A 24,957-nucleotide genomic window follows, 5' to 3' on the forward strand; every position below is an offset into this window, starting at 1 on the left:
CTGCGACCATCCCACCATATGGGTGACGCCCCCCAGGATAGGGGGAACGCCAGGCATCCCTCGCTGCTGCGACAACAATCGCGGCCCCTCCCCCTTGCCCCTTGTCTGCGGCGGATTGCGTCCATAAAAGACCCCGGCACCGAGCCGGGGTCTTAGACAAATGGCACTCACTCTTTGCAGGGGCCCGCCAGCAGGGCCAGCGCTGGCAGCGCATTGCCCGGCACCAACCGGTAGGCCTTGTGGTGCTTGACCAGGGTGGTCTTCTTGTTGCCCTGGCTCAGCAGCAGGCCGTGGGTGAAGGCGCCTTGCGCCAATCGGGCCTCGTCGCCGCGCACATAGAGGGTGAGCGGCTTGACCAGCTCACCCGCCTCGATATGGCCCTGATATTCGCTGGCACTGATGATGAGGCTCGGCTGGCCGCCCGACTGCAGGCGCAGCTTGGCGCTCACCTCGCTGTCGGTGATCACTAACCAACCCTCGGCCGCGAGCTCGGCCAGCAGGGCCGCCAGCTTGCTCCCCAGCTGCAGCGGTTCGCATGTGGCCCGCTCATACTGGCGAATGATCCGCTCAAGCAGCCCCTTGAGATCGGCGCCGGCCCCCAGGGTGCGGCCCAGCTGCACCCACTCTTTCAAATCTTCCATCACCAGGCGGGAGAAGCGCTTCTCCTTGAGGGATTCCGCCATCCAGCTGCAGAGAAAGTGGCTCTCTTGCGCCGGGGTGCGCTTGCCAGCCTTCTGCTCGGCGGTACGGGCCAGTTCGGCCAGGCTCTGGCCGGCCATCTCGAGCAGGGCCTGATTGTAGGTGGGAGAGGTCATAAGCAATCCTTCAGTTGACCGCGACGGGTCAACACCGATGACAGAGAAGGCAAAGGCGCCAGTGGCGCCTTTGCGGTTCAATAGAGCGTGCGCCCTTATTTAGGCTGACGCGGCTTCTTGGCGGCCGCCAGGCGCTTGAGGCGCTGGCCCTGCAACTTGGACTCCGCCATGGCCTGGGCGGCGGCGTTGTCTTCACGCTGGGGGCGCTTGCCGAAGCGGCGGCGCTCCTGCAGCTGCTTGATCAGCTCGTCGCGGCTGCTCACCTCGTAGCCCGGCACCATGATGCGGCGGATCTTCTGGCCGATCAGCGCCTCGATCTCCAGCAGGGTGCGCTCTTCTTCGCGGCTGACGAAGGAGATGGCCATGCCGCTCTTGCCGGCGCGACCGGTACGGCCGATGCGGTGCACATAGTCTTCGGCGAGGAACGGCAGATCATAGTTGACCACGTATTCGAGGTTCGGGATGTCCAGCCCGCGCGCGGCCACTTCGGTGGCTACCAGCACCCGCAGCTTGCCTTCGCTGAATTCGCGCAGGGCGCGGCGACGGCTGCCCTGGGCCTTGTCACCGTGCACCACGGCGGACTTGATGCCATCCAGGTTCAGCTCCTCCACCAGCTCGTCGCAGCTCTCGCGGGTGCTGGCGAACACCAGTACCTGCTGCCAGTTCTGCTTGCCGATGAGCTCGGAGAGCAGCTCGCGCTTGCGCTTCTGCTCCACCGGGTAAACGGTGTGACTGACGGTGTCGGCAGTGGAGTTCTGCTTGTTGACCGCCACCACCTGCGGCTTGTCCAGCATCAGGTTGGCCAGCTTTTTCACCGCCTCGGAGAAGGTGGCGGAGAACAGCAGGTTCTGGCGGGTCTTGTTGACCGCCTGCAGGATCTTCTGCACATCGGCGCTAAAGCCCATGTCGAGGATGCGGTCCGCTTCGTCCAGCACCAGGGTCTCGACCCCGGAGAGGCTCAGGTTGCAAGCGGTGAGGTGTTCGAGCAGACGGCCCGGGGTCGCCACGATAATGTGAGCGCCCGCTTTCAACCGCTTGGCCTGCACGTCCTGCTTGCCGCCACCAACGATGGTGAGGGTGGTGATATCCAGATACTTGGCGAAGTCATTGATGTTGCTCGCCACCTGGGCCGCCAGCTCGCGGGTCGGGGTCAGGATCAGCACCCGGGCGTTGGAAGGCTGTACCGGCGCCGGATTGTCCACCAGTCGCTGCAGGATCGGCAGGGCAAAGGCGGCGGTCTTGCCGGTGCCGGTCTGGGCGCTGGCCAGCAGGTCGCGGCCACGGCGCACGGCCGGGATGGCCTGGCTCTGCACAGGGGTCATCTCCTGATAACCGCACTCTGAGATGGCGCGCAAAATCTCGGGGGCAAAATCGAACGATTCAAATCTCATAATGGGTTCCTGTGTTCCAGCGGGACTGTGGCTGGCCTGGTTGGCTCGGCATGAGCAAGAAGTCGGCTATGACCACCGACGGCTGTGCCTGACATCAAGTCAGAGAGTGGCCGGAAAATGGCGGGCGCGAAGTGTAACAGATAGGCGGCGCAAATTCTGCCTCAAAAACGTCCCTTTTCACGGCGTCCCGGATCGCCCCCCATGGGCCGGTCCGGGCTGGCTCCAGCTTAGCCTTCCCGCCCGTTTCTGACCTGGAAATCGCGCTGAAACAGGCACATGCGGATGGCGGTACGGTAGTGACCATCGATGAAGAACTCCTCTTTGAGCTCCCCTTCCGGCTCGAATCCCAGCGCCTGATAGATGTGGATGGCCCGGACATTGTCCCGATCGACGATGAGATAGAGCTTGTGCAGGTTGAGCACGTTGAAGGCGTACGTCATCGCCTTTAGGGTTGCGCTCCTGGCATACCCCTTCCCCTGATGGGCGGGGGCGATGATGATCTGGAATTCGGCGCGGCGATGGATGCTGCGAATGTCCACTAGCTCCACCAGCCCCACCTGGCTGCCTGCCACCTCGAGGATGAAGCGGCGCTCATGCTGGTCGTGGATGTGCTTGTCATAGAGCTGGGCCAGCTCCATGTAAGCCTCGTAAGGCTCCTCGAACCAGTAGCGCATGATGCTGGCGTTGTTGTTGAGCTGATGAACGAACTTGAGATCCTCGCGCTCGAGGGGACGAAGGGTCAGGGTGTCGGGAGATGACATAAGGTACCTGCTTGCAGATTGGAAGGGCGCCGGCCAGCCAAAGGGGGCGGCGCCATGACATGAAGAGGGGGAGAAACGGGGACAAGGCCCCTGCCCCCTTAGCGGATGCGGTTGGTCGGTCGCTTGAGCAGACGGATGGCGATGGCCGCCATGGCAATAACGAAGAGGCCGAGCGAGGTTACCAGCAGGCACTTGGTCAGCAGCTCGTGGTGCTGGGCGAACACCGGGGTCGCCATCACGAACTTGCCCACCAGGCTCAATACCAGGGCCCAGAGGAAGGCGCTGGCGAAGCTGGCGATCATCACCCGTGGCAGATGCAGACGCGAGACCCCCATCAGCATGGGCGTCAACACCCGCACGAACGGCACGAAGCGGGAGGAGAACATGGCCCAGAAGCCGTAGTTGTGCAGCAGGCGCGAGGCTCGCGGCAGGCTGCCATCCGGTATCATTCGCTCCACGTGGCCCATGAAGGAGGTGCCGTGCAGCGCCTGGCCCTGCACGTAGGCGATGAGGCTGCCAAGCCCGGCGGCAAGCGGCATGTAGAGCAGCGTCACCTCGGGGCCGAGCACCCCCATGCCCACCAAGCCACCGGCCAGCAGCACCAGGCTGTCGCCGGGCAGGGGCAGGAACACGAAACTCGATTCAAGAAACAGGATCACCACCAGGCAGGTGACGAGCAGGCCCACGGCCTGCATCTGGATCAATTGGTCAAAGTCCTGTTGCCATATGGCAAGCAGCATCTCCTGCATCTGGTGACTCCCATCAACTTCATGAGGTGGCCCGACGGCCTCCGGTGCGGCAGACCCTCCCCTGTCGCCAACCCCTCTCTTCCCTGAGGGTGGCCCGTTATACACCCGGCCAAGTGAACAAGAAATTAATACAGGTCACGGATAGACGAGATAATCGGCTGCGGGCCCTAAAAAAATGAGGCCCGCATCTGTCGTGCGGGCCCCGGCCATCCAGCCACTCAGCTGTATTTGAGCCGCTGCAGCTTGGTGAGGGTGAGCAGGGTCTGGGCCGAGAGATCGCACACCGACAGCACGAAGGCAAGCTCGTCCGGGTGCCAGACCTCCTCCAGCCTGGCCCGCTCGGCGATGATGAAACCGAGCAGCTCATCCCCGTGCTTGAGGGGCGCCATCAGGATGGTGCCAGAGAGCCCCTCCAGCCCGAGCTGGGCCAGCATGGCGCCAAAGCGGGTCAGATCGTAAGGCTCGCGCAGGATGAGGCAGGGCTCGTGCTCGGGCTTGGAGGATTCGTAGCGCCCCTGGATCAGCGCATAGGGCAGGTGAAACCCCTGCTGATGGTGGAGCTTGGGCAGGAAGAAGAGATCCTGGCAGTACATGGATTGCCTGTCTTCGGCGCTGAACCAGACGCTGGCCCGCACCGCCCCGGTGCCGGCGCAGATCGCCTCGTTGATGTGACGGGCGGCCTGGCCCGGATCCTCGCCGGTCAGCAGATCGCTCTTGGCCAGGTGAATGAGGGCGCCGTGCTGCAGCTTCTGGCGGGCTTCGCTGTCGGCCTGCTGCTGGCGCAGGCTATCGAGGTGATCGAGCATCCGATTGCAGTCGACGGCCACCTGGGAGATCTCGTCACTGCCCTCCACCAGCAGGCGGCGCACCGCACCGTCCTCGCCGATGAGCCGCAGGTTGGCACTCAACCGCTGCAGGCGGGCGGCGATATAGCCGTTGAGGATCAGCAGCACCAGGCCGCCAAACAGCAACACCCCCAGGCTCAGCAGCCAGAAGATGCGCCGCTCGACGGCCTTGCCCTCCAGCATCAGATCCCGTGGCAGGGTGAAGCGAAAGATCAGGGGGTCTTCCTCTCGCAGGGTATCGATCTGGGCCAGGGTGAGCAGCCGCTCCTCCTGCGGCAGGATCAGGCTGTCATTGGCCCTGAGCCTGGCCAGGGTGGTGACCCCCAGGCTGGTGGCCAACTGCTGCGAACTGAGAAACGAGAGCGACAGATTGGTGCGCTTTTGCAGCTGATGAACCAGCCGGGTGTTGAAAGCCTTGAGCAGCAGCAGGGTGCCGCGGCTCGGCCCCTCCCCCTCGCTGGTCAGGATCTGGGTGGCAGCCAGCAGGTAGTAGCGCTCCCCGTCGAACCAGATGCCGCCATTGGGCTTGAGGCTGCCGTAGCGCACCAGATAGTCGGTGAGCGGCGCGAGCTCGTCCGGTGTCTGCGCCAGCAGCTTGCCACCGTGGTAGGCAAAGGCCACCTGCGGCTGCTTGTCGGCGTCATAAAGAGCCACCAGATCCACCGCCAGGGTCTCGAAGGTGCGGGCGTTGAGGTTGGCCGCCAGATAGGCGGGATCCCGGCTCGCCATGTAGGCGTAAGTGTCATCCCACTCGGACCAGTCCTGCCCCAGGATGGTGAGCTGATCCAGTTCGGCCTGCACCACGGCCCTGACCCGCTCGCGGTTGCGCTCCACGCTCAGGCGCTCCAGCTCGCCGAACTTGTTGCCTACCACATAATGAAGGCCGACATAACCGACCCCCAGCAACAGCAGCAGCGTCAGCACTATGGTCAGCGTAATCTTGCGGCTGATCTTCATCTTTACCCACACTCCCGGACAGGTGACCCATTGAGTTTAATGGATTTTGCCTCGCCATCCGCCTTGTGTGCGAAAAACCTCGCCAGGGCGCTCAGCCCTTCGCTGCGGGGAGACAACGTCGCCTGGAAAGGTTCATTCGACTCGGCATATGAGCTGCCAAGCCAGCCAAAAATCGCTACAGTGTAACCGTGCCTCAGCGCAAGAGGCGTCACGGAGCCCGCCATGCTCACACCACTCGTTCACCCGCTGCGCAGCGCCCTGCTGCTCACCCCGCTGCTTGGCCTCGGCCAGCCGGCCATGGCCGAGGAGGAGTCGCGGGTGCAACAACGCGCCAATGCGGTGGTCTCCCTGATGACCTTTACCGTGGTGCCCGACATCACCGCCAGCAACATCAACATCGGCAGCGGCACCAATCAATCCTCGGCCCTCAACATGACCCAGGTCGGCGGCGGCGCCACCATGAGCGAGAGCGTACCGGTTTATCTGGAAGGGACCCTGGGATTCAGCCGCTACGATCCCCAGTTCGTGATCAGCAACGGCAGCGAGAGCCGCACCCTCCCCACCAAGTGGAACAGCCTGACGGCCACCGGCGGGATCGGCTGGGACATAGGGCTGCACCGGGACAGACACGGCGGCAACCTGGTGCTGCGCCCCATCGGCAACGTGACCCTTGGCACGGTGGCGAGCGATCTGCGCATCGGCAACTGGCTGCTGGGTCAGTACACCGGCAAGAACCTCGACTTTCTCGATGGCGGCCGGCTCGACGTCTATGGCCTCGGCGGCGCCATGATGCTGGACTACGAGCTCTTCTCCCCCGCTCAGGACATCGACGCCGAGCTGCGCTACTCCTATCAGCACCTGCAGAGTTTTGGCGGCACCGCCGCCAGCGTGACCGGCCAGGCCAACGCCGAAAACCTCGGCCTCTATCTGCGCCGCCGCGCCCCCATCGGCAGTCTGACGCTGCTGGGCAAACCCGTGCGCTACGTGCTGGAGGGGGCTCGCACCGAATACCTGGGCGAGCAGCGCGGCCTGCTCGGCTTCAACTCCCTCAACTCCCTCGGCCTCGGGCTGGAGCTCGACAGCAGCAAGTACGATATCTTCGTCACCCGCACCCGGCTGGTGGCCCGCTATATGTTCAGCCACAACACCAGCGGCTACGGTGTCGGGCTGGCGATGAGCTTCTAGGCCAACCCCTGCACTTATTTGCCTGCGCCGCTGACTCAGGGCGTTGTGCCACCTTCCTCGTCAAAGGTGGCGGCCAGGGACACCAAATAGACCGTCATGCCCCGCTGGCTATCAGACACACCGCCTATCACTTTTGCCGGCCCCGGAGAGAGGAAGACCTGGTTGCTGAGCTCGCGCCGCTCGCCACTCTTGCCCAGCTGCAAGATGGTGATGTGGTAGACACCCGCGTCCTGACTATCGCGTGCCACCTTCACCCGCTCCCCCTCTCTTTCGAACTGCCACACGGGGCCACCCTGGGCAGGGATCTCGATGTAACGGCTTTGCGCTGACAGTGGCTGCACGGTCAATTCCGTCGCACTCGCGGCAGAGCCAGCGAGCAGCAGGCTAAAGAGTATGGCGTTTGTCATGATGACTTCCTTCCCGGTTCATATGGTATTGCCGTGGCACAAGGTAAACGGGTTGCCAGCAGGCAACCCGCTCTTGCTTTACAAAGGGTGGCAATCCTAACCAGTTTTCATCGCATAGCACAGGGGGCCTCCCTCAACGCGGTTCCCACGCCAGGCTATCACTACCAACCGCTTGATCCCGCTCGCACTTTTTCATCATTGAGTGATTTAACATTGCCAGATGACCCTGTATAAAAAGAGAACGCCCTTGTCTGCTGCACCAACCATGGATATCAGGGGTTCCCCAGACGGAAGAGATCGACAAGGACATCACCATGGCCAAGTTCCTCAATAGCAGTGCAACCAATTACTTTCTTGAAGAACTGATCAAGGACGCCAAGGAGCGACTGATCCTGATCAGCCCCTTCCTCAAGCTCAATGACAGGATCAAGGAGCTGCTGACCGACAAGAACCGCCTCAAGATTGATGTGCGGATCGTCTATGGCAAAAGTGAGCTTCAGCCGGAAGAGATCAGCTGGCTCAAGGAGCTCACCTATATCCGCACCAGCTTTTGCAAGAACCTCCATGCCAAGTGCTACCTCAATGAAGAGATGTGCATCATCACCAGCCTGAATCTCTATGAGTTCAGCCAGGTGAATAACAACGAGATGGGGGTATTGATCCAGCGTTCGGAAGACAGCGACCTGTATCGCGATGCCTACGATGAAGCCCAGCGCATTATCCGGGTGAGCGAGGAGGTGCGCATCACGTTGGAGCGCGTCGCAAGCGACAGTGACCAGCAGGACACCATGGCCGCCCATGCAGGTCCCGCGCCGGTTTGTCCCAAATGCGGTACAACCATGGTACTGAGGACCAGCAAACGGGGAGATACCAAGGGCAACAGCTTCTGGGGCTGCCCCAGCTATCCCAAATGCCGCAGCATCATCCCAATCGAGACACATCCTTGACCCAGGTCTGTGAAGGCTAAATCACATGGATATCACTGCGGCCATAGCGCCGCTGCTGACTCAGCTCTGGTTTCTCCTGCCACTGCTGTTGATTGCCACCCTGATCAAAACACCCTGGTTCAAGGGGATGAGCGGGGAGTGGTTTATCAATCTCAGCCTCCATCTCTTTCTCGACAAGCAGGAATATCACCTGCTCAAGGACGTGACTCTGCCCACCCCGCAGGGCACGACCCAGATTGACCATGTGCTGGTGTCACGCTTCGGGGTCTTCGTGATAGAGACCAAAAACATAAAGGGGTGGATATTCGGCAATCCTGCCCATAAGAGCTGGACCCAGCAGATCTATCGCCGCAGGCACAGTTTTCAAAATCCCCTGCGCCAGAACTATCTGCATGTGATGACCCTCAGATCCCTGCTGGGGCTGGCGGATCACCAGCTTCACTCCGTCATCTTCTTTATCGGCGACTGCACTTTCAAAACCCCTGTGCCAGACAACGTGATGAACCGCGGGCTCATTCGCTACGTCAAGGGGATGACCACACCGGTATTGGCCGAGAGCGAGGTCGCTCGCGTTGTCGATACCATAGAGCAGGGCCGCCTCGCCGCCAACTGGCAGACCCACAGACAACATGTGGCGCAGCTCAAGGCCCGCCACGGGGAAGCCCTGGCCAAGCCTGTGCCCACCAGCCCCCCGACCGCTTACAACCCTGCTCCGCCAACGGCCATCCATCAGGCGAACATCCAGAGCCCCATGTGCCCCAACTGCGGCAACCTCATGGTGCTGCGCACCGCCAGTCGAGGTGACAACAAGGGAAACCAGTTCTGGGGATGCAGTGACTTCCCGAAATGCAGGGGGGTCAGAGTGCTGATGAAGTAGAGGGGGAAACAAAACGACGGGGGCATAAGACAAAGGCGGCCAATTGGCCGCCTTTGTTGTTGAAAGGTATCAACGGATCGTCGCCATCTTCTGCACGCAGCGCTGCTCGCGCTCATCCACCCGCTTGGCAAACCAGGCGGTAGTGAGGTTGCGGGTGATCTTGGGGCTTTTCAGCTGGATGCCGGGCAGGATGGCGCGCGGCAGCCGTTTGCCCACTTTCTGGTCTGCCAGCGTGAACACGCGATGATAGAGGTCGCTCTGGCCAAATTCGGCAGTATCGCCGAGCTTGAGGCTCTGGTGGATGGCCTGCTTGCTCATGCTGAGCTGGCCGGCGATGGCATGAACCGCGAGCTCGGTCTTGCCCGGCAGATCGGAGTCGTAGCGAATAAGATCCCCGTCCAGCGCCAGGTTCTTGCCACTCAGCCGGCTCACTGCGGCCTGGAAGGCGGCATTGCGGCTCGCATACCAGCCCGCATTGAAGTCGGCGAAGCGGTAGAGGGTATCGGGGTAGTCAGCCGGGTAGCCGAAGATATGTTTGGTACCAAACCAGATGCCACCGCGGCGGGTGAACACCTCGTGGCGAATGGAATCCTTGACCGGATAGGGGTAGCCGCGGGTGTTGGCCTCGGCAAAGGCGACGCTCACCTGCATGGGGCCGCCGGTACGCACCGGGTTCATGTTGCCAAAGAGCTGCTTGCCCATCGGCACCTCCCCGATCATGTCTTCAAAGATCTCGCTCATCTCCCGCTCGGTACGCAACTTGTCGATGCGCTCAGCGTAGGTTTTGCCGGTGGGGGATTTGATAGAGAGCGCGGTGCGCACCATGAACTCGGGAATGAGCAGCTTGCCAGCGCGGGCGTTGATCTCCTTCCAGGCTATCTTGCCAAGACCCGGCACCACGGGGTCGGCCTGGTAGGTGGCCTCCTGCTCGGCCACCGCCAGCACGGTACAGACGTTGTGATCGCTCACCGTCAGCCCCTGGCTGGTGAGCGCCGTCACCACGTCGTTGGCCCAGCCCGGCTTGTCCACCACATTGCGCGGCAAGAAGGTGACGATGCGGCTCTTCATGTCGGCCGGCTTTTGCGGCTGCATCGCCTTGGGAATGGGACGCCCCGCCGGGGTCACCGAGGTCGACGGCGTGGCCGGTACAGGCGGCTCGCTGGCACAACCGGCGAGCAGCAAGGTGACGAGCAGCGGCAACCCGCGCACGACCACAGAAGGAGAGAATAGAGACATGATCATCAAGGCATCCGGTACAGAGACTGTGCCCGACCTGTATCAGGCGAGCAAATGGTCGCTCATTGTAGAGGATTGATCCACAAGGCTAAAGCCTGATGGCCGCGGCGTTCTATTGTGCCTGACAGCCCCTGCCGTCATCCCCTCGCAAACCAGGATGACAAAGGCCCATTGATAAGCTTTTATCGAGAGTGATTTACATTTAGAATGCCGCCGCCCGGACGCTCACGGTATGGACCCCATGGACAGACTGACCCTTCTCTTTGACCCCGTGCAGCGGTGGCTGATCACGCCGCTCTGGCACTGCCTCACCGGATTGCTCGATTTCAATGGGCGCCTGGGTGTCCCCTTCTTGCTGATCTCGGGCACGATCGCCTACCTGCTCTATCGCTATCGACGCCGCCAGGGAGATCCCGGCGCCCGCAGCTTTAGCAGTTTCCTCGGGGGCCGGGCCGTCTGGCTGCACCCCTCGGCTCTGCTCGACTACCAATACTATCTGGTGCGGGCGCTGCTCCATGTGGCGCTGATCCTGCCGATCCTGGCCCTGCTCCACCCCTGGCTGCTGCAGGCTGAGGATGTCCAGTCTGCCCTGACCCGGCTGTGGGGGGAGCGTCCCCGGCTGGCCGAGGCGAGCTGGCTGATGATGCTCTACGGTCTGGGCGTCTTTCTCATCAGCGATCTGGTGCATTACTGGCTGCACCGCGCCTTCCACAGTCGCTGGCTCTGGGAGTTTCACAAGGTACACCACAGCGCGACCGTCATGGTGCCGCCGACAGCGAGCCGCATCCATCTGGTGGAGAAGCTGTGCGAGATGCTGGCCAAGGGGAGCTGTCTTGCCCTCTACGCCGGCGCCTTCCACTGGCTGTGTGGCGGCACAGTGCGCCCCTACACCCTGTTCGGGGTGAGCTACCTGGTGCTGCTGTTTAACTCCCTGGCTGCCAACCTGCGCCACACCCATGTCTGGCTCTCGTTTGGCCCGCGGCTCGAACATGTCTTCAACAGCCCGGCCCAGCACCAGATCCACCACAGCCGTGATCCCCGCCACTTCAACCACAACTTCGGCACCAACCTCTCGCTCTGGGACTGGTGGTTCGGCACCCTCTATGTGACCAACAGCCAACCCGAGCCACTCTCTTTCGGGGTCGGTCCCAGGGACAACGAGCGCTACAGCCACCTGAGCGCGCTCATCCTGCGCCCCTTCCTAGTCACCGCACTCAAGCTGTGGCGCACCCTGCCGCGCCCGCGCGGGCGTAATGCGATGGCCGATTGAGCCTGGCAGCCATAAAAAACGCCACCTTGCAGTGGCGTTTTTTATTGGCGAAGAAGCGTGCTGGCTCAGGCGCTCTGGCGCAGCGCCTCTATCTGGGCGGCGCCATTGATCACCGCCTGCAGGGAGGCGCTGACCACGTCGCGGCCGATGGCCACCCCGCAGGTGCGGGTCCCGTCGACGCTCAGCAGCACATAGGCCGCCGCGCGGGACTCGGTACCGGCGGTGAGGGCGTGCTCGGAGTAGTCGAGCACGTCGATGTGCATCCCGGTCTGGCGCTGCCAGCCGTTGACCAGCGCCGTGATGGCCCCCTCCCCTTCACCACTCAATTGCAGCGAGCCGGTCGGGGTCTGCAGCTCGAGGCGCAAACTCTCCTGGCTGTCGCGACCAAGCTGGAAGCGGCCGATGCGATAGCCGTGGGCAGGCTCGAGGTAGTGGCGCTCGAACAGGGTGCGGATCTGCTCCGGGCTGATTTCGCTGCTGCTGGCTTCGGCCTCGGCCTGTACCCGGCGGCTGAAGTCAATTTGCAGCCAGCGCGGCAGCTGCAGGCCGAGGTCGCGCTCCAGCAGATAGGTAACCCCGCCCTTGCCGGACTGGCTGTTGATGCGGATCACCGCCTCGTAGCTGCGCCCCAAGTCTGCGGGGTCTATGGGCAGGTAAGCCACGTCCCAGTAGTGGTCCGGTTTTTCTGCCGCGAGAGACTTGCGGATGGCATCCTGGTGGCTGCCGGAAAACGCGGTGTAGACCAGCTCGCCGGCATAGGGGTGGCGCGGGTGCAGGGCAATCTGGGTGCAGGCCCCTACGGTGGCGACGATGGCATCCATGTCGGAGAGGTTGAGCTCGGGGTCGATCCCCTGGCTGTAGAGGTTCATGGCCATGGTGACGATGTCCATGTTGCCGGTGCGCTCGCCGTTGCCGAGCAGGGTGCCCTCGATGCGATCCGCCCCCGCCAGCACCGCCAGCTCGGCAGCGGCCACCCCACAGCCCCGATCGTTGTGGGTGTGAATGGAGATGCTCACCTCGGGGCGCGCCTTGAGATTTCGGCAGAACCACTCCACCTGATCCGCAAACACGTTGGGGGTGCTCACCTCCACCGTGGCCGGCAGGTTCAGGATCATGGGGCGAGCCGCCGGGCGCCACTCGTCGATGACGGCGTCACATACCTCGACGGCAAACTCCACCTCTGTGCTGCTGAAGCTCTCCGGCGAATACTGGAAGCTCCACTCGGTGCCCGGGTTGCGGGCCGCGTACTCCCGTACCCAGCGCGCTCCCTGCACGGCGATCGCCTTGACCCCGTCGCGACCTGTGTTGAACACATAGTTGCGCTGGGTCGGGTTGACCGAGTTGTAGACGTGGACGATGGCCCGCTTCGCTCCCTTGAGGGCCTCGAAGGTGCGGGCTATCAGATCTTCGCGCGCCTGCACCAGCACCTGGATGGTGACATCGTCCGGAATCAGGTTGCGCTCGATAAGCTCGCGCACGAAGTCGAAATCGGGCTGGGAGGCGGCCGGGAAGCCCACCTCGATGTGCTTGAAGCCGATGTGCACCATCAGCGCCCACATCTGCAGCTTCTGGGCCACCGTCATGGGCTCGACCAGCGCCTGGTTGCCGTCGCGCAGATCCACGGCGCACCAGAGCGGCGCCCGCTCCAGTACCCGGTTGGGCCACTGGCGATCCGCCAGATTGATGACGGGGGCACGGCGGTATTTGCGATGATCGAAGCTCATATTCTGATTCCCTTGGCTGATAGACGAACGGCTGACTGGCGGCTGACAGAGGGACGAAGAGAGGGAAGCGGGGCGGCGCGGTAATGCCGGCCCTGACGAGTCGCGAGGCGGTAACCCCACGCCCGGTATCCTGTGGCCCTTCCCGGTAAGAAGGGTCGGCCGCACAACCCGATAAGGCTGCGGGCCCGATCTGTTCGCCCCTGCATCGGCAGGCGCAGACGATCTGATCCGTTGACTCCTGTGACGAGAACCCAGTATAGAGAGGCGACGCGGGTGAGAGATTGCAAAGAGCGCTGTCAAATACATCTATTGCACAATCATTGTGATGTTTTATCTGATTATTGAGTGACTATCTCCCTCAGGTTCCCTGACCAGGCATTTTCCCCTCTGTCCCGCAGCCTTCGGCCAATAAAAAACCCCGCCATCGCTGGCAGGGTTTTATCGGGTCACGAAGGAGGCGTCCCTCCTTCATCACGCGCTCTTAGCGGCTCTTCAGCTGGCTCTCGACCTTCTGGTGCAGCTCCTGCACCGAGCTCACGTTGGCGGTAGCATCGACTGTGATGGCCATGCAGGTGGCGAACGCCGCGTGCAGCGTGGTGGTGTACGCCACCTTGTGCTGCAGGGCGCCACGGCGCAGCTGCTTGGAGTCCTCGATGGCGCGGCGGCCCTCGGCGGTGTTGACGATGTAGGTGTACTCGCCATTCTTGATGCGATCCAGAATGTGCGGGCGACCCTCGTGCACCTTGTTGACCAGGCGCGGGTTGATGCTCGCCTCACCCAGGGTCACCGCAGTGCCGTGGGTGGCGTCGAGGTCATAGCCCAGCTCCAGCAGCTTGGCGGCCAGGTTCACCACCCGCTCCTTGTCGCCGTGGCGCACGGAGAGCAGGGCGCGACCTTCGCGCGGCACCTGGTGACCGGCGCCCAGCTGCGCCTTGGCATACGCCTCGGCGAAGCTGCTGCCCACCCCCATCACTTCACCGGTAGAGCGCATCTCCGGGCCCAGCAGCGGGTCGACACCCGGGAACTTGGCGAACGGCAGCACCACTTCCTTCACCGAGTAGTAAGGCGGGATGATTTCAGTGGTGAAGCCCTGTTCTTTCAGGCTCTGACCGGCCATGACGCGGGCGGCGATCTTGGCCAGCGGCGCACCGGTGGCCTTGGAGACGAACGGCACGGTACGGGCGGCACGGGGGTTCACCTCGATGAGGTAGATCTCGTTGTCTTTCACCGCGAACTGCACGTTCATCAGGCCCACTACGCCAAGCTCCAGCGCCAGTTTGCGTACCTGCTCGCGCATCTCGTCCTGAATGGCCTTGGACAAGGTGTAGGGCGGCAGGGAGCAGGCGGAGTCACCGGAGTGGATACCGGCCTGTTCGATGTGCTCCATGATGCCGCCGATGACCACATCCACGCCGTCGCAGATGGCGTCCACGTCCACCTCGGTGGCGTCGTCCAGGAAGCGGTCCAGCAGCACCGGCGATTCGTTGGAGACGCTCACCGCCTCGGCGAAGTAGCGACGCAGGTCCTGCTCGTCATAGACGATCTCCATGGCGCGGCCACCCAGTACGTAGGAGGGGCGAACCACCAGCGGGTAGGTGATGCGCTCGGCGGTCAGCACCGCCTGCTCCAGCGCGGTGACGGTGCCGTTTTCCGGCTGCTTGAGCCCCAGGCGCTCGACGGCGGACTGGAAGCGCTCGCGGTCTTCGGCGCGGTCGATGGCATCGGGGCTGGTGCCGATGACCGGCACGCCGTTGGCCTCCAGGGCGCGAGCCAGTTTGAGCGGAGTCTGGCCGCCGTACTGGACGATGACGCCCTTGGGCTGCTCGACACGCACGATCTCCAGCACGTCTTCCAGGGTGACCGGCTCGAAGTAGAGGCGGTCCGAGGTGTCGTAGTCGGTGGAGACGGTTTCCGGGTTGCAGTTGACCATGATGGTCTCGTAACCGTCTTCGCGCAGGGCCAGCGCCGCGTGTACGCAGCAGTAGTCAAACTCGATGCCCTGACCGATGCGGTTCGGGCCGCCACCGATGACCATGATCTTGTCGCGGTCGGTGGGGTTGGCCTCGCACTCCTCGTCATAGCTGGAGTACATGTAGGCGGTGTTGGTGGCGAACTCGGCGGCGCAGGTATCGACCCGCTTGTAGACCGGGAAGATGTTGTGGCGGGCACGCAGCTTGCGCACTTCCCCTTCGGCCACACCGAGGATCTTGGCCAGACGCGCATCGGCAAAGCCCTTGCGCTTGAGGGCGCGCAGGAAGTCGGCATCGAGACCGGCCATGCCGCGCTCTTTCACCTCTTCTTCCAGCTTCACCAGCTCTTCAATCTGCACCAGGAACCAGGGGTCAATCTTGGTCAGCTTGAAGATGCCGTCCATGGAGAGGCCGGCGCGGAAGGCGTCGGCGATGTAGAAGATACGCTCGGCACCGGCATCCTGCAGCTCGTGACGGATGCGGGTCAGGGAGTCCGGGGCGTTCAGATCCACCATGGGGTCGAAGCCCGCCTTGCCGGTCTCGAGCCCGCGCAGTGCCTTGTGCAGGGACTCCTGGAAGTTGCGGCCGATGGCCATCACTTCGCCGACGGACTTCATCTGGGTCGTCAGACGGTCGTTGGCACCGGCGAACTTTTCAAAGTTGAAGCGCGGCACCTTGGTCACCACGTAGTCGATGGCCGGCTCGAAGGAGGCCGGAGTACGACCGCCGGTGATGTCGTTCATCAGCTCGTCCAGGGTGTAACCGATGGCGAGCTTGGCGGCGATCTTGGCGATGGGGAAACCGGTCGCCTTGGAGGCCAGCGCGGAGGAGCGCGACACCCGCGGGTTCATCTCGATGATGACCATGCGGCCATCTTTCGGGTTGATACCGAACTGGACGTTGGAGCCGCCGGTCTCGACGCCGATCTCGCGCAGTACCGCCATGGAGGCGTTGCGCATCAGCTGGTACTCCTTGTCGGTCAGCGTCTGGGCTGGCGCGACCGTGATGGAGTCACCGGTGTGGATACCCATGGGGTCAAAGTTTTCGATGGCGCAGACGATGATGCAGTTGTCGTTACGATCCCGCACCACCTCCATCTCGTACTCTTTCCAGCCAATCAGCGACTCGTCGATGAGCAGCTCTTTGGTCGGGGAGAGATCCAGACCGCGCTCGCAGATCTCGACGAACTCTTCGGTGTTGTAGGCGATGCCGCCGCCGGAGCCGCCCATGGTAAAGGAGGGGCGGATGATGCAGGGGAAGCCGACCATCTGCTGCACGCCCCACGCCTCTTCCATGTTGTGGGCGATGCCGGCACGCGGGCACTCGAGGCCAATGCTGCGCATCGCCTTGTCAAAGCGGGAGCGATCTTCGGCCTTGTCGATGGCATCGGCAGTGGCGCCGATCATCTCGACACCGAACTCGGCCAGCACGCCGTGCTTCTCCAGCGCCAGTGCGCAGTTGAGTGCAGTCTGGCCGCCCATGGTGGGCAGGATGGCATCCGGGCGCTCTTTCTTGATGATTTCGCGCACTACTTCCCAGCTGATGGGCTCGATGTAGGTGGCGTCCGCCATCTCCGGGTCGGTCATGATGGTGGCCGGGTTGGAGTTGACCAGAATGACGCGGTAGCCCTCCTCGCGCAGGGCTTTGCACGCCTGGGCGCCGGAGTAGTCAAATTCGCAGGCCTGGCCGATGACGATGGGGCCGGCGCCGAGGATCAGGATGCTCTGAAGGTCATTACGTTTTGGCATGAAACTCTTTCCTCTTTTCCTTAGGCGCGATACTGCTTAATCAATTCAATAAAGTGGTCAAAGAGACCGGCACAATCGTGCGGGCCCGGGCTCGCTTCGGGGTGACCCTGGAAGCTGAAGGCCGGACGGTCGGTGCGATGGATGCCTTGCAGGGAGCCATCGAACAGGGAGACGTGGGTGGCGCGCAGGCAATCCGGCAGGCTGTTCTCATCTACCGCAAAACCGTGGTTCTGGGCGGTGATCATCACAGTGTTGTCGTCCAGACTCTTGACCGGGTGGTTGGCACCGTGGTGGCCAAACTTCATCTTGACGGTCTTGGCGCCGGAGGCCAGACCCAGCAGCTGGTGTCCCAGACAGATGCCGAACACCGGCGTGTTGGTATTAAGGAAAGCCTTGATGGCCTCGATGGCGTAGTCGCACGGCTCGGGGTCGCCGGGGCCATTGGAGAGGAAGATGCCATCCGGGTTCAGCGCCAGTACCTCGGCAGCCGGGGTCTTGGCCGGGACTACGGTCAGGCGGCAACCACGGTCAACCAGCATCCGCAGGATGTTGCGCTTGACGCCGAAGTCGTAGGCCACCACGTGGTATTTAAGCTGGTCGGCAGCCGGGGTGACGTGCCCCTTGCCGAGCTGCCAGCTGCCCTCGGTCCAGTTGTACGCCTCACCAACCGTCACCTCTTTGGCCAGATCCATCCCCTTCAGGCCGGGGAAGGCGCGGGCCTGTTCGAGGGCATAGGCCTCATCAACCTGTTTCCCGGCCAGAATGCAGCCAGCCTGGGCGCCTTTCTCGCGCAGTATGCGGGTCAGTTTGCGGGTGTCGATGTCGGCGATGCCAACGATATTGTGAGACTTGAGGTATTCGGAGAGGGATTGCTGATTGCGGAAATTGGAGGCAAGTATCGGAAGGTCCCGGATGATCAATCCCTGAGCATGGATTTGACTGGACTCTTCATCTTCGCTGTTGGTGCCGGTGTTGCCTATATGGGGGTAAGTGAGGGTGACTATCTGACGGGAATAAGAGGGATCGGTGAGGATTTCCTGATAGCCCGTCATCGACGTATTGAAAACCACTTCACCAACGGAACATCCCTCGGCGCCTATCGACACGCCTTTGAATACAGTTCCATCTTCCAGCACTAGCAATGCAGTGTGATTCAAGACAACCTCCAGTTATTTAGCTTTAAATTCAGCAATTTACCTGGGTGTTGCGGGCTCGGTTCCGGCCTTGGACAGGACTCGAACCCGGCAGATTTCTGGCAAATTGGGCGCATTCTACTTAAAAAAAGTGGCATTTCAACGTCTTTTCTCAGACGAAATGCATCTAAATTCAATAAACAAGCAACATTACCCATTATCTATGCACTTCATTGCTTTGCAAGCCCCTCCCTGAAAAGAAAAGGCAAAAGTTGCTACCAATCCAGACAAAGAGACCATTATTGATACAAAAACCAATTTTTAATCCTTAAAAAACAATACAATGAAGTTTCACATAAAAAATCTCAACGCCTGCAATCAGCTTTTTTAGGGAGGATGAGTGGCCTTGAAAAATGGAAAACGTTTTTCCGCGTTTGAATTTTTAGTCTGTTTTGGTGGATGTAAAGAAATGCCCTGAAAGGGGCTATTGAGGCCCATTTTCGTTACCAGCCGATGACATTCATGCAATGCAGGATCAGGTAAAACAGCGGAGAGAGGAGATTTATCTCATTTCGCGCAAAAATCACCGTGTAAGTGCCATTTATACAAAATCACCAATAAAAAACCCCGCATGAGCGGGGTTTTGAGCAGACAAGCGGGCCGGGCCGCCCTTCGTGCACATCACGGGTGCCGTGATGTCAGTGGATGTGGTTACTTGAGGCCGAGCACGTCCTGCATGTCATAGAGGCCGGCGCCCTGCCCCTTAAGCCATTTGCCGGCGCGCACCGCACCGTTGGCGAAAGTGAGACGGCTGGAGGCCTTGTGGCTGATCTCCACCCGCTCGCCGATGTCGGCAAACATGACGGTGTGCTCCCCCACCAGATCGCCGGCACGAATGGTGGCAAAGCCGATGGTGTTGCGATCCCGCTCGCCGGTGATCCCCTCGCGGCCGTAGACGGCGCACTCTTTCAAGTCACGTCCCAGCGTCTTGGCCACCACCTCCCCCATGGAGAGGGCGGTGCCGGACGGGGCATCCACCTTGTGTCTGTGGTGCCCCTCGATGATCTCGATGTCGGTGTAATCCCCCATCACCTTGGCAGCCTGCTCCAGCAGTTTGAACACCAGGTTGACGCCCACCGAGTAGTTGGAGGCGAAGACGATGCCGATCTCGCCGGCGGCGGCCCTGAGCGCCGCCTTGCCCGCGTCGTCAAAGCCGGTGGTACCGATCACCATCTGCTTGTGATGGGCCCGGGCGAAGGCCAGGTTGGCCAGGGTCACCTCGGGGCGGGTGAAGTCGATGATGAGATCAAACTCGTCCCGTACCTTGTCCAGGCTGTCGCTGATGATGACACCGAGCCGACCCAGCCCGTTGAGTTCGCCGGCATCCAGCCCGATCACGGCGGAGCCCGGTCGCTCCAGCGCCGCCCCGACCACCACGCCCTCGGCATGGCTGATCGCCTCCAGCAGCACCTTGCCCATACGACCATTACAGCCCATCACGGCCACACGGATCGGATTGTCCATCTCCACCCTCTCAAATCTCTATTAAGGAAAGAGACCGTTTTACCAGCCTGCGCCCGCTTTGAAAAGCCCGCCGTGGCCGTCGTTGGCAACCCGAAAAATCAACAACATATTTACTGAAATCCGAATATTTAACGGATTTAATCAATTAAGCAAAATCACCAGACAAAAAGCAGCATCCATCTGGACGTCTATCTTGACCGGGCGGGCGCGACTCACTACTGTAGGCACCCCATAGCGGCAGGATGCCCGCCACGCTCACCCCACTGCGGGCTGGCTGAGACAGGGAGGTCATGTACAACCATCGAGGAACACATGATCCAGACTCAACCCAGCGCCAGAGCCCTGCTGCCTCTGCTGGTCTTTCTTGCTCTCTTTATCGGTACCGGCACCTGGCTGACCCTGCAGGGGGTCGAGTTCGCCTTCTATCAGCTGCCCGCCCCCGTCGCCGCCCTCCCCGCCGTCATGCTGGCGCTGGTGCTGGGCAAGGAGGGGTTCAACAAGAACCTCGAGACCTTCTTCAAGGGGGTTGGTGACAGCAACATCATGGCGATGTGCCTCATCTATCTGCTGGCAGGCGCCTTCGCCACCGTGGCCAAGGCCACCGGCGGGGTGGATGCCACGGTCGCCCTTGGCCTCTCCCTCATCCCCGGCTGGTTCCTGCTGCCTGGGCTGTTCCTCATCTCCGCCTTCATCGCTACCGCCATGGGCACCTCCATGGGCACCATAGGCGCCGTGGCACCAGTGGCGCTGGGCGTGGCCCAGGCCGCCGGCATCGATCCTGTGCTGATGGCGGGCACCATCCTCTCCGGCGCCATGTTTGGCGACAACCTCTCCATCATCTCCGACACCACCATTGCGGCCACCCGCAGCCAGGGCTGCGAGATGAAGGACAAGTTTCGCGAGAACTTCAAGATTGCCGCCCCGGCCGCCATCGGCGTGATCCTGCTCTATCTGACCCTGGGGTCGGTCGGGGATGCCCCCGCCACCGAGGCCCATATCGAGCTGCTCAAGGTGATGCCCTACCTGCTGATCCTGGTGCTGGCCCTCTCTGGCATGAACGTCTTCATGGTGCTGGGGCTCGGCATTGTGGCCGCTGGCGGGGTCGGTCTGCTGGGGGATTACCCCCTCGGCCAGTTCAGCAAGGACATCTATCAGGGCTTCACCGGCATGCAGGAGATCTTCCTGCTCTCCATGCTGATCGGCGGCCTCGGCGCCCTGATGGAACGCCAGGGGGGACTGGCCTGGATCAGCACCCGCATCAGCGCCCTCATCGCCCGCTTCACCCGTCAGCACGACGGCGAGCAGAACGAGAAGGCGGCCGAGCTCGGCATCGCCGGGGTAGTGAGCCTCACCAACCTCTGCACCGCCAACAACACGGTGGCCATCATAGTCGCCAGCAAGGTGGCCAAGGAGCTGGCGGATCATCACGGGGTCACCCCGCGCCGCGCCGCTTCCATGCTCGACATCTTCTCCTGCGTGGTGCAGGGGCTCATCCCCTGGGGTGCCCAGGCACTGCTGCTGGGCTCCATCTTCGCCCTCTCGCCGCTGGCGGTGGTGAGCATGAGCTTCTATCCCATGGCGCTGGCGCTGGCCGCCCTGGTGGCGGTGTTCGTCAAGCACCAGATGCGCAAAGCCGCCCACGCCTGATAGTGCGGCTGCCGGGCCCCACCCGGCGGCCGAGCCGCGCTGTTCAACCCGGCGCGGCCTTGTTAAGGTGATCGCCTGCCAGCGCGATCCACGTATCGTCCCGTCGCCCGTTCATCAGAGGAGCCCCCATGCCGGATACCCAGCCTGAAAGACAATCCCTGCGCCAGCTCATCCGCCAGCGCAGAAAGAGCCTGACCCAGGCCGAGCAGCAGCAGGCGGCCCAGCAGCTGGTTGCCCAGTTCAAGCAGCATCCCGAGATCCTGGCGGCCAAACGTATCGCCCTCTATCTGGCCAACGACGGCGAGCTCAATCCCCTGCCCGCCATCCACTGGCTGTGGGCCCAGCAAAAAGAGGTCTACCTGCCGGTGTTGCACCCCTTCACCCCGGGCCACCTGCTCTTCTTGCGCTACACCGCCACCAGCCCCATGACCCGCAACCGTTACGGCATCGCCGAACCTGAGCTCGACATGCAGCAGGTGGTGCCCCACAGCACCCTTGATCTGATTTGTACCCCCCTGGTGGCGTTCGACGCGGCAGGCAACCGGCTCGGCATGGGCGGCGGCTACTATGATCGCACCCTCGCCTGCTGGCACGAACACAGGCTCGGCCCCAAGCCGCTGGGGATTGCCCACGACTGCCAGCAGGTGGACGCGGTGCCGCAGGAGGAGTGGGACGTGCCGCTGCCCCAGATCATCACCCCCAGCCGCTGCTGGCACTTTCCCGACTGAGGCCGGAAGCGCCCTTGCCGCACTGATCCGCTCTTGCTGACACAGCCATGACGCAATGACATGGCGCAATAAACAGGCAAACGATTTACATCTTGCGGGTTTTTGGCTCGGAACGTGAGCTGGGTGGTCGCTCTGGAGGGGCGGCTTGGATATAATGCGGCCGCTTTTTTCCAAAGGATCGATCATGACTCAAGATGAAATGAAGAAGGCGGCCGGTTGGGCTGCGCTCAAGTATGTGGTTCCCGGCACCATCGTCGGGGTAGGCACCGGCTCTACCGTCAACCACTTCATCGATGCACTGGCGACCATGAAGGACGAGATCAAGGGGGCGGTATCCAGCTCCGTGGCCTCCACCGAACGCCTCAAGGGTTTCGGCATCCCCGTGTATGACCTCAACGAGATCGACGCCCTCTCCGTCTACGTGGACGGTGCCGACGAGATCAACGGCACCCGCGACATGATCAAGGGCGGTGGTGCGGCCCTGACCCGCGAGAAGATCGTCGCCGCCGTGGCCGACAAGTTCATCTGCATCATCGACAACACCAAGACGGTCGACGTGCTGGGCACCTTCCCGCTGCCGGTGGAAGTGATCCCCATGGCCCGCGAATACGTGGCCCGCGAGATCAAGAAGCTGGGCGGCAACCCGGTCTGGCGTGAAGGGGTGGTCACCGACAACGGCAACCACATCCTGGACGTGAAAGGCATGGCCATCACCGATGCCAAGGGGCTGGAAGTGCAGCTCAATGCCATTGTCGGCACCGTCACCAACGGCCTGTTCGCCCACCGCGGGGCAGACGTGGTGGTGATTGGTACTCCCGACGGGGTCATCACCCAATAAGGTTGTCTGCCAAAACGCAGCTCAACGGCATCATGGTCGGCACCGTCACCAACGGTCTGTTTGCCCACCGCGGGGCAGACGTGGTGGTGATCGGCACCCCGGACGGCGTGATCATCAGCTGACCTCCGATGGACAGGATCAGGTCACCCATGATCCCTTCGCAATGCAAGACGGCGCCCCATGGCGCCGTTTTTATTTGTTGCTCAATGAGTTGCAAACCCTCGTTTACAACTATCGTTGAAAACTTCAAAGAATTTGACTTTCGTCACAAATATTCCCTCTCCCCAACGTTTTTGCTACTTTACGGTTTTCTTCACACACCATATCTGCACTCACTTTTGCAAACATAGAGGGATCGTCATGACCGCCAAGTTTTCACTGGACAAGGATAAAATCAAGGTGCTGCTGCTGGAGGGGGTTCACCCCAATACAGTGGAAACCTTTCGTGCCGCAGGTTACACCAGTGTGGAGTATCTGAAGACCTCTCTCTCCGAAGAAGAGCTGATCGAGCGTATTCGTGACGTGCATTTCGTAGGGCTGCGCTCGCGCACCCAGATCACCGAGAAGGTGCTGGATGCCGCCAACAAGCTGGTGGCCATCGGCTGCTTCTGCATCGGCACCAACCAGGTCTCCCTGGATGCCGCCCACCTGCGCGGCATCCCGGTGTTCAACGCCCCCTTCTCCAACACCCGCTCGGTGGCCGAACTGGTGCTGGGGGAGATCCTGCTGCTGCTGCGCGGCATCCCGGAGAAGAACGCCAAGTGCCATCGCGGTGTGTGGGAAAAGCTGGCCAACCGTTCGGTGGAAGCCCGTGGCAAGAAGCTCGGCATCATCGGCTACGGCCACATCGGCACCCAGCTTGGAATCATCGCCGAGAGCATCGGCATGAAGGTCTACTACTACGACATCGAGAACAAGCTCTCGCTCGGCAACGCCATCCAGGTGCCGAGCATGGTCGAGCTGCTCAACATGTCCGACGTCATCAGCCTGCACGTGCCTGAGACCGCCTCCACCAAGGATCTCATCGGTGCCGAGCAACTGCGCATGATGAAACCGGGCGCCATCTTCATCAACGCCTCCCGCGGCACAGTGGTGGACATCGATGCCCTGGCCGACGTCATCAAGAGCGGCCACCTCGCCGGCGCAGCCATCGACGTTTTCCCGGTCGAGCCCAAGTCCAACGACGAGGAGTTCCTCACCCCGCTGCGCGGCCTGGACAACGTGATCCTGACCCCGCACATCGGCGGCTCCACCCAGGAGGCCCAGGAGAACATCGGCCTGGAAGTGGCCAACAAGCTGGTCAAATACTCCGACAACGGCTCCACCCTCTCCGCCGTCAACTTCCCCGAGGTCTCCCTGCCGGGTCACAAGGGCTCCAGCCGCCTGCTGCACATTCACCGCAACCAGCCCGGCGTGATGAACCAGATCAACCAGATCTTCGCCGACGAGGGGATCAACATCGCCGGTCAATACCTGCAGACCAGCAGCCACATCGGCTACGTGGTGATCGACGTGGAGACCGAGCACAGCGAGAAGGCGCTGGCCAAGCTCAAGGAGATCGGCGGCACCATCCGTGCCCGCATCCTCCACTGATAGACCCGTTTTTCAGAACAGCAAAAAGCCCGTCGCAACGACGGGCTTTTTTATGCTGCGATGCGCAGCGCAGATCCGCATCCTTGCGCCTTTGCCCCCTTCTCCCCTCGCGGGAGAAGGGTTGGGGATGAGGGGGAGATGAAACCTCCCTCATCCTCCCTCTTGCAAAGAGAGCGGGAAAAAACGCGACAGACAATGAGGCCCGGCTTACCACCAACCCAGCAGGTTGCGGCCCACCAAAGCGCCCCACACCAGGGCGTTGAGGGCCAGCGCGATGAAGACGGCGGCGGAGCCCAGATCCTTGGCGCGACCGGAGAGCTCGTGATGTTCGGAGCCGATGCGATCCACCACCGCCTCGACCGCGGAGTTGAGCACCTCGACGATCACCACCAGCCAGCTGATGCAGATGAGCAGCAGGATTTGATCGAGGGTATCGCCGATCCAGAACGCCAGCGGCATCAGCAGCAGGATCAGCATCAGCTCCTGCCGGAAGGCGGCCTCGTTGATCCAGGCTGACTTGAGCCCCTTCATGCTGTAACCGGTTGCATTGATGATGCGGGTGACCCCGGTTGCCCCTGGCTTTGCCACGCTATCTACCTCATTTGGAATCGT

At 62.0% G+C, this 24,957-nt stretch carries 20 protein-coding genes; 8 read left to right on the forward strand and 12 right to left on the reverse strand.

Annotation, left to right across the window (positions count from 1 at the left end; all coding sequences use genetic code 11):
- Positions 1 to 167 precede the first annotated feature (167 nt).
- The 5 genes from I6L33_RS18175 to I6L33_RS18195 form a co-directional block, all read right to left on the reverse strand.
- On the reverse strand, positions 168 to 815 hold the full coding sequence (locus I6L33_RS18175; RefSeq protein ID WP_017780762.1) for a DUF2913 family protein: 648 nt from the start codon (positions 813 to 815) through the stop codon (positions 168 to 170).
- Between the two features lie 95 nt (positions 816 to 910).
- Complete coding sequence (locus I6L33_RS18180) at positions 911 to 2,206, reverse strand: DEAD/DEAH box helicase (RefSeq protein WP_005302574.1); 1,296 nt, start codon at positions 2,204 to 2,206, stop codon at positions 911 to 913.
- Positions 2,207 to 2,433: 227 nt separating this feature from the next.
- Positions 2,434 to 2,967, reverse strand: a complete 534-nt coding sequence (speG, locus tag I6L33_RS18185) for a spermidine N1-acetyltransferase (protein WP_017786184.1) — start codon at positions 2,965 to 2,967, stop codon at positions 2,434 to 2,436.
- Positions 2,968 to 3,065: 98 nt separating this feature from the next.
- A complete protein-coding gene (locus tag I6L33_RS18190; protein WP_010633561.1) occupies positions 3,066 to 3,716 on the reverse strand; it encodes a DedA family protein in 651 nt (216 codons plus the stop codon).
- 218 nt (positions 3,717 to 3,934) lie between these two features.
- Positions 3,935 to 5,518 carry a CHASE4 domain-containing protein gene (locus tag I6L33_RS18195; RefSeq protein WP_216973064.1) on the reverse strand — a complete coding sequence of 528 codons (1,584 nt, stop codon included), beginning with the start codon at positions 5,516 to 5,518 and terminating at the stop codon, positions 3,935 to 3,937.
- A gap of 222 nt (positions 5,519 to 5,740) precedes the next feature.
- Here I6L33_RS18195 and I6L33_RS18200 point away from each other — a divergent pair, with 222 nt between their 5' ends.
- Entirely contained in the window at positions 5,741 to 6,703 is a 963-nt protein-coding gene (locus I6L33_RS18200; protein ID WP_017766685.1) for an autotransporter domain-containing protein, read from the forward strand.
- A gap of 35 nt (positions 6,704 to 6,738) precedes the next feature.
- On the opposite strand, the gene I6L33_RS18205 is transcribed toward I6L33_RS18200, so the two are convergent.
- Positions 6,739 to 7,110 (reverse strand): hypothetical protein, encoded by a 372-nt coding sequence (locus I6L33_RS18205; protein WP_017766686.1) that lies wholly within the window; start codon positions 7,108 to 7,110, stop codon positions 6,739 to 6,741.
- Positions 7,111 to 7,424: 314 nt separating this feature from the next.
- Here I6L33_RS18205 and I6L33_RS18210 point away from each other — a divergent pair, with 314 nt between their 5' ends.
- Positions 7,425 to 8,057, forward strand: coding sequence for a phospholipase D family protein (locus I6L33_RS18210; RefSeq protein WP_216973065.1), 633 nt, complete (start codon positions 7,425 to 7,427; stop codon positions 8,055 to 8,057).
- Between the two features lie 25 nt (positions 8,058 to 8,082).
- Complete coding sequence (locus tag I6L33_RS18215) at positions 8,083 to 8,934, forward strand: nuclease-related domain-containing protein (RefSeq protein ID WP_216973066.1); 852 nt, start codon at positions 8,083 to 8,085, stop codon at positions 8,932 to 8,934.
- Between the two features lie 69 nt (positions 8,935 to 9,003).
- Here the strand turns inward: I6L33_RS18215 and I6L33_RS18220 are convergent, their stop codons facing one another.
- On the reverse strand, positions 9,004 to 10,176 hold the full coding sequence (locus I6L33_RS18220) for a DUF1615 domain-containing protein (protein ID WP_048018441.1): 1,173 nt from the start codon (positions 10,174 to 10,176) through the stop codon (positions 9,004 to 9,006).
- Between the two features lie 235 nt (positions 10,177 to 10,411).
- On the opposite strand from I6L33_RS18220, the gene I6L33_RS18225 reads away from it, so the two are divergent.
- Entirely contained in the window at positions 10,412 to 11,440 is a 1,029-nt protein-coding gene (locus I6L33_RS18225) for a sterol desaturase family protein (protein WP_010633551.1), read from the forward strand.
- A 65-nt stretch (positions 11,441 to 11,505) separates the two neighbouring features.
- On the opposite strand, the gene leuA is transcribed toward I6L33_RS18225, so the two are convergent.
- From leuA to dapB, 4 genes are all read right to left on the reverse strand, one after another.
- Positions 11,506 to 13,164, reverse strand: coding sequence for a 2-isopropylmalate synthase (gene leuA, locus I6L33_RS18230; RefSeq protein ID WP_017766691.1), 1,659 nt, complete (start codon positions 13,162 to 13,164; stop codon positions 11,506 to 11,508).
- A gap of 481 nt (positions 13,165 to 13,645) precedes the next feature.
- Entirely contained in the window at positions 13,646 to 16,882 is a 3,237-nt protein-coding gene (gene carB / locus I6L33_RS18235) for a carbamoyl-phosphate synthase large subunit (RefSeq protein ID WP_216973067.1), read from the reverse strand.
- A 20-nt stretch (positions 16,883 to 16,902) separates the two neighbouring features.
- Positions 16,903 to 18,039 (reverse strand): glutamine-hydrolyzing carbamoyl-phosphate synthase small subunit, encoded by a 1,137-nt coding sequence (gene carA, locus I6L33_RS18240; RefSeq protein WP_042031214.1) that lies wholly within the window; start codon positions 18,037 to 18,039, stop codon positions 16,903 to 16,905.
- Positions 18,040 to 18,726: 687 nt separating this feature from the next.
- Positions 18,727 to 19,539 carry a 4-hydroxy-tetrahydrodipicolinate reductase gene (gene dapB, locus I6L33_RS18245; RefSeq protein ID WP_017766694.1) on the reverse strand — a complete coding sequence of 271 codons (813 nt, stop codon included), beginning with the start codon at positions 19,537 to 19,539 and terminating at the stop codon, positions 18,727 to 18,729.
- A gap of 312 nt (positions 19,540 to 19,851) precedes the next feature.
- On the opposite strand from dapB, the gene I6L33_RS18250 reads away from it, so the two are divergent.
- The 4 genes from I6L33_RS18250 to serA all read left to right on the forward strand — a co-directional run bounded on the left by I6L33_RS18250 (position 19,852) and on the right by serA (position 24,345).
- Positions 19,852 to 21,186, forward strand: a complete 1,335-nt coding sequence (locus I6L33_RS18250) for a Na+/H+ antiporter NhaC family protein (RefSeq protein ID WP_017766695.1) — start codon at positions 19,852 to 19,854, stop codon at positions 21,184 to 21,186.
- A gap of 128 nt (positions 21,187 to 21,314) precedes the next feature.
- Positions 21,315 to 21,914, forward strand: coding sequence for a 5-formyltetrahydrofolate cyclo-ligase (locus I6L33_RS18255; protein ID WP_005302612.1), 600 nt, complete (start codon positions 21,315 to 21,317; stop codon positions 21,912 to 21,914).
- A gap of 184 nt (positions 21,915 to 22,098) precedes the next feature.
- Positions 22,099 to 22,752, forward strand: coding sequence for a ribose-5-phosphate isomerase RpiA (gene rpiA / locus I6L33_RS18260; protein WP_017766696.1), 654 nt, complete (start codon positions 22,099 to 22,101; stop codon positions 22,750 to 22,752).
- A 360-nt stretch (positions 22,753 to 23,112) separates the two neighbouring features.
- Positions 23,113 to 24,345, forward strand: a complete 1,233-nt coding sequence (gene serA, locus I6L33_RS18265) for a phosphoglycerate dehydrogenase (protein WP_005302616.1) — start codon at positions 23,113 to 23,115, stop codon at positions 24,343 to 24,345.
- 207 nt (positions 24,346 to 24,552) lie between these two features.
- Here serA and I6L33_RS18270 read toward each other — a convergent pair whose 3' ends face one another.
- A complete protein-coding gene (locus I6L33_RS18270; RefSeq protein WP_005302618.1) occupies positions 24,553 to 24,933 on the reverse strand; it encodes a diacylglycerol kinase in 381 nt (126 codons plus the stop codon).
- Positions 24,934 to 24,957: the final 24 nt, after the last annotated feature.

The organism is Aeromonas sp. FDAARGOS 1403 (assembly GCF_019047325.1).
In the GTDB taxonomy this organism is placed as follows: Bacteria; Pseudomonadota; Gammaproteobacteria; order Enterobacterales; family Aeromonadaceae; genus Aeromonas; species Aeromonas dhakensis.

Coding starts and splice junctions, on each gene's coding strand:
- I6L33_RS18220 (WP_048018441.1), bottom strand. CDS start 10,176: ATGATCATGTCTCTATTCTCTCCTTCTGTGGTCGTGCGCGGGTTGCCG.
- I6L33_RS18175 (WP_017780762.1), bottom strand. CDS start 815: ATGACCTCTCCCACCTACAATCAGGCCCTGCTCGAGATGGCCGGCCAG.
- I6L33_RS18250 (WP_017766695.1), top strand. CDS start 19,852: ATGATCCAGACTCAACCCAGCGCCAGAGCCCTGCTGCCTCTGCTGGTC.
- I6L33_RS18195 (WP_216973064.1), bottom strand. CDS start 5,518: ATGAAGATCAGCCGCAAGATTACGCTGACCATAGTGCTGACGCTGCTG.
- rpiA (WP_017766696.1), top strand. CDS start 22,099: ATGACTCAAGATGAAATGAAGAAGGCGGCCGGTTGGGCTGCGCTCAAG.
- I6L33_RS18180 (WP_005302574.1), bottom strand. CDS start 2,206: ATGAGATTTGAATCGTTCGATTTTGCCCCCGAGATTTTGCGCGCCATC.
- speG (WP_017786184.1), bottom strand. CDS start 2,967: ATGTCATCTCCCGACACCCTGACCCTTCGTCCCCTCGAGCGCGAGGAT.
- carB (WP_216973067.1), bottom strand. CDS start 16,882: ATGCCAAAACGTAATGACCTTCAGAGCATCCTGATCCTCGGCGCCGGC.
- I6L33_RS18210 (WP_216973065.1), top strand. CDS start 7,425: ATGGCCAAGTTCCTCAATAGCAGTGCAACCAATTACTTTCTTGAAGAA.
- I6L33_RS18215 (WP_216973066.1), top strand. CDS start 8,083: ATGGATATCACTGCGGCCATAGCGCCGCTGCTGACTCAGCTCTGGTTT.
- serA (WP_005302616.1), top strand. CDS start 23,113: ATGACCGCCAAGTTTTCACTGGACAAGGATAAAATCAAGGTGCTGCTG.
- I6L33_RS18225 (WP_010633551.1), top strand. CDS start 10,412: ATGGACAGACTGACCCTTCTCTTTGACCCCGTGCAGCGGTGGCTGATC.
- I6L33_RS18190 (WP_010633561.1), bottom strand. CDS start 3,716: ATGCAGGAGATGCTGCTTGCCATATGGCAACAGGACTTTGACCAATTG.
- I6L33_RS18200 (WP_017766685.1), top strand. CDS start 5,741: ATGCTCACACCACTCGTTCACCCGCTGCGCAGCGCCCTGCTGCTCACC.
- I6L33_RS18205 (WP_017766686.1), bottom strand. CDS start 7,110: ATGACAAACGCCATACTCTTTAGCCTGCTGCTCGCTGGCTCTGCCGCG.
- dapB (WP_017766694.1), bottom strand. CDS start 19,539: ATGGACAATCCGATCCGTGTGGCCGTGATGGGCTGTAATGGTCGTATG.
- I6L33_RS18255 (WP_005302612.1), top strand. CDS start 21,315: ATGCCGGATACCCAGCCTGAAAGACAATCCCTGCGCCAGCTCATCCGC.
- leuA (WP_017766691.1), bottom strand. CDS start 13,164: ATGAGCTTCGATCATCGCAAATACCGCCGTGCCCCCGTCATCAATCTG.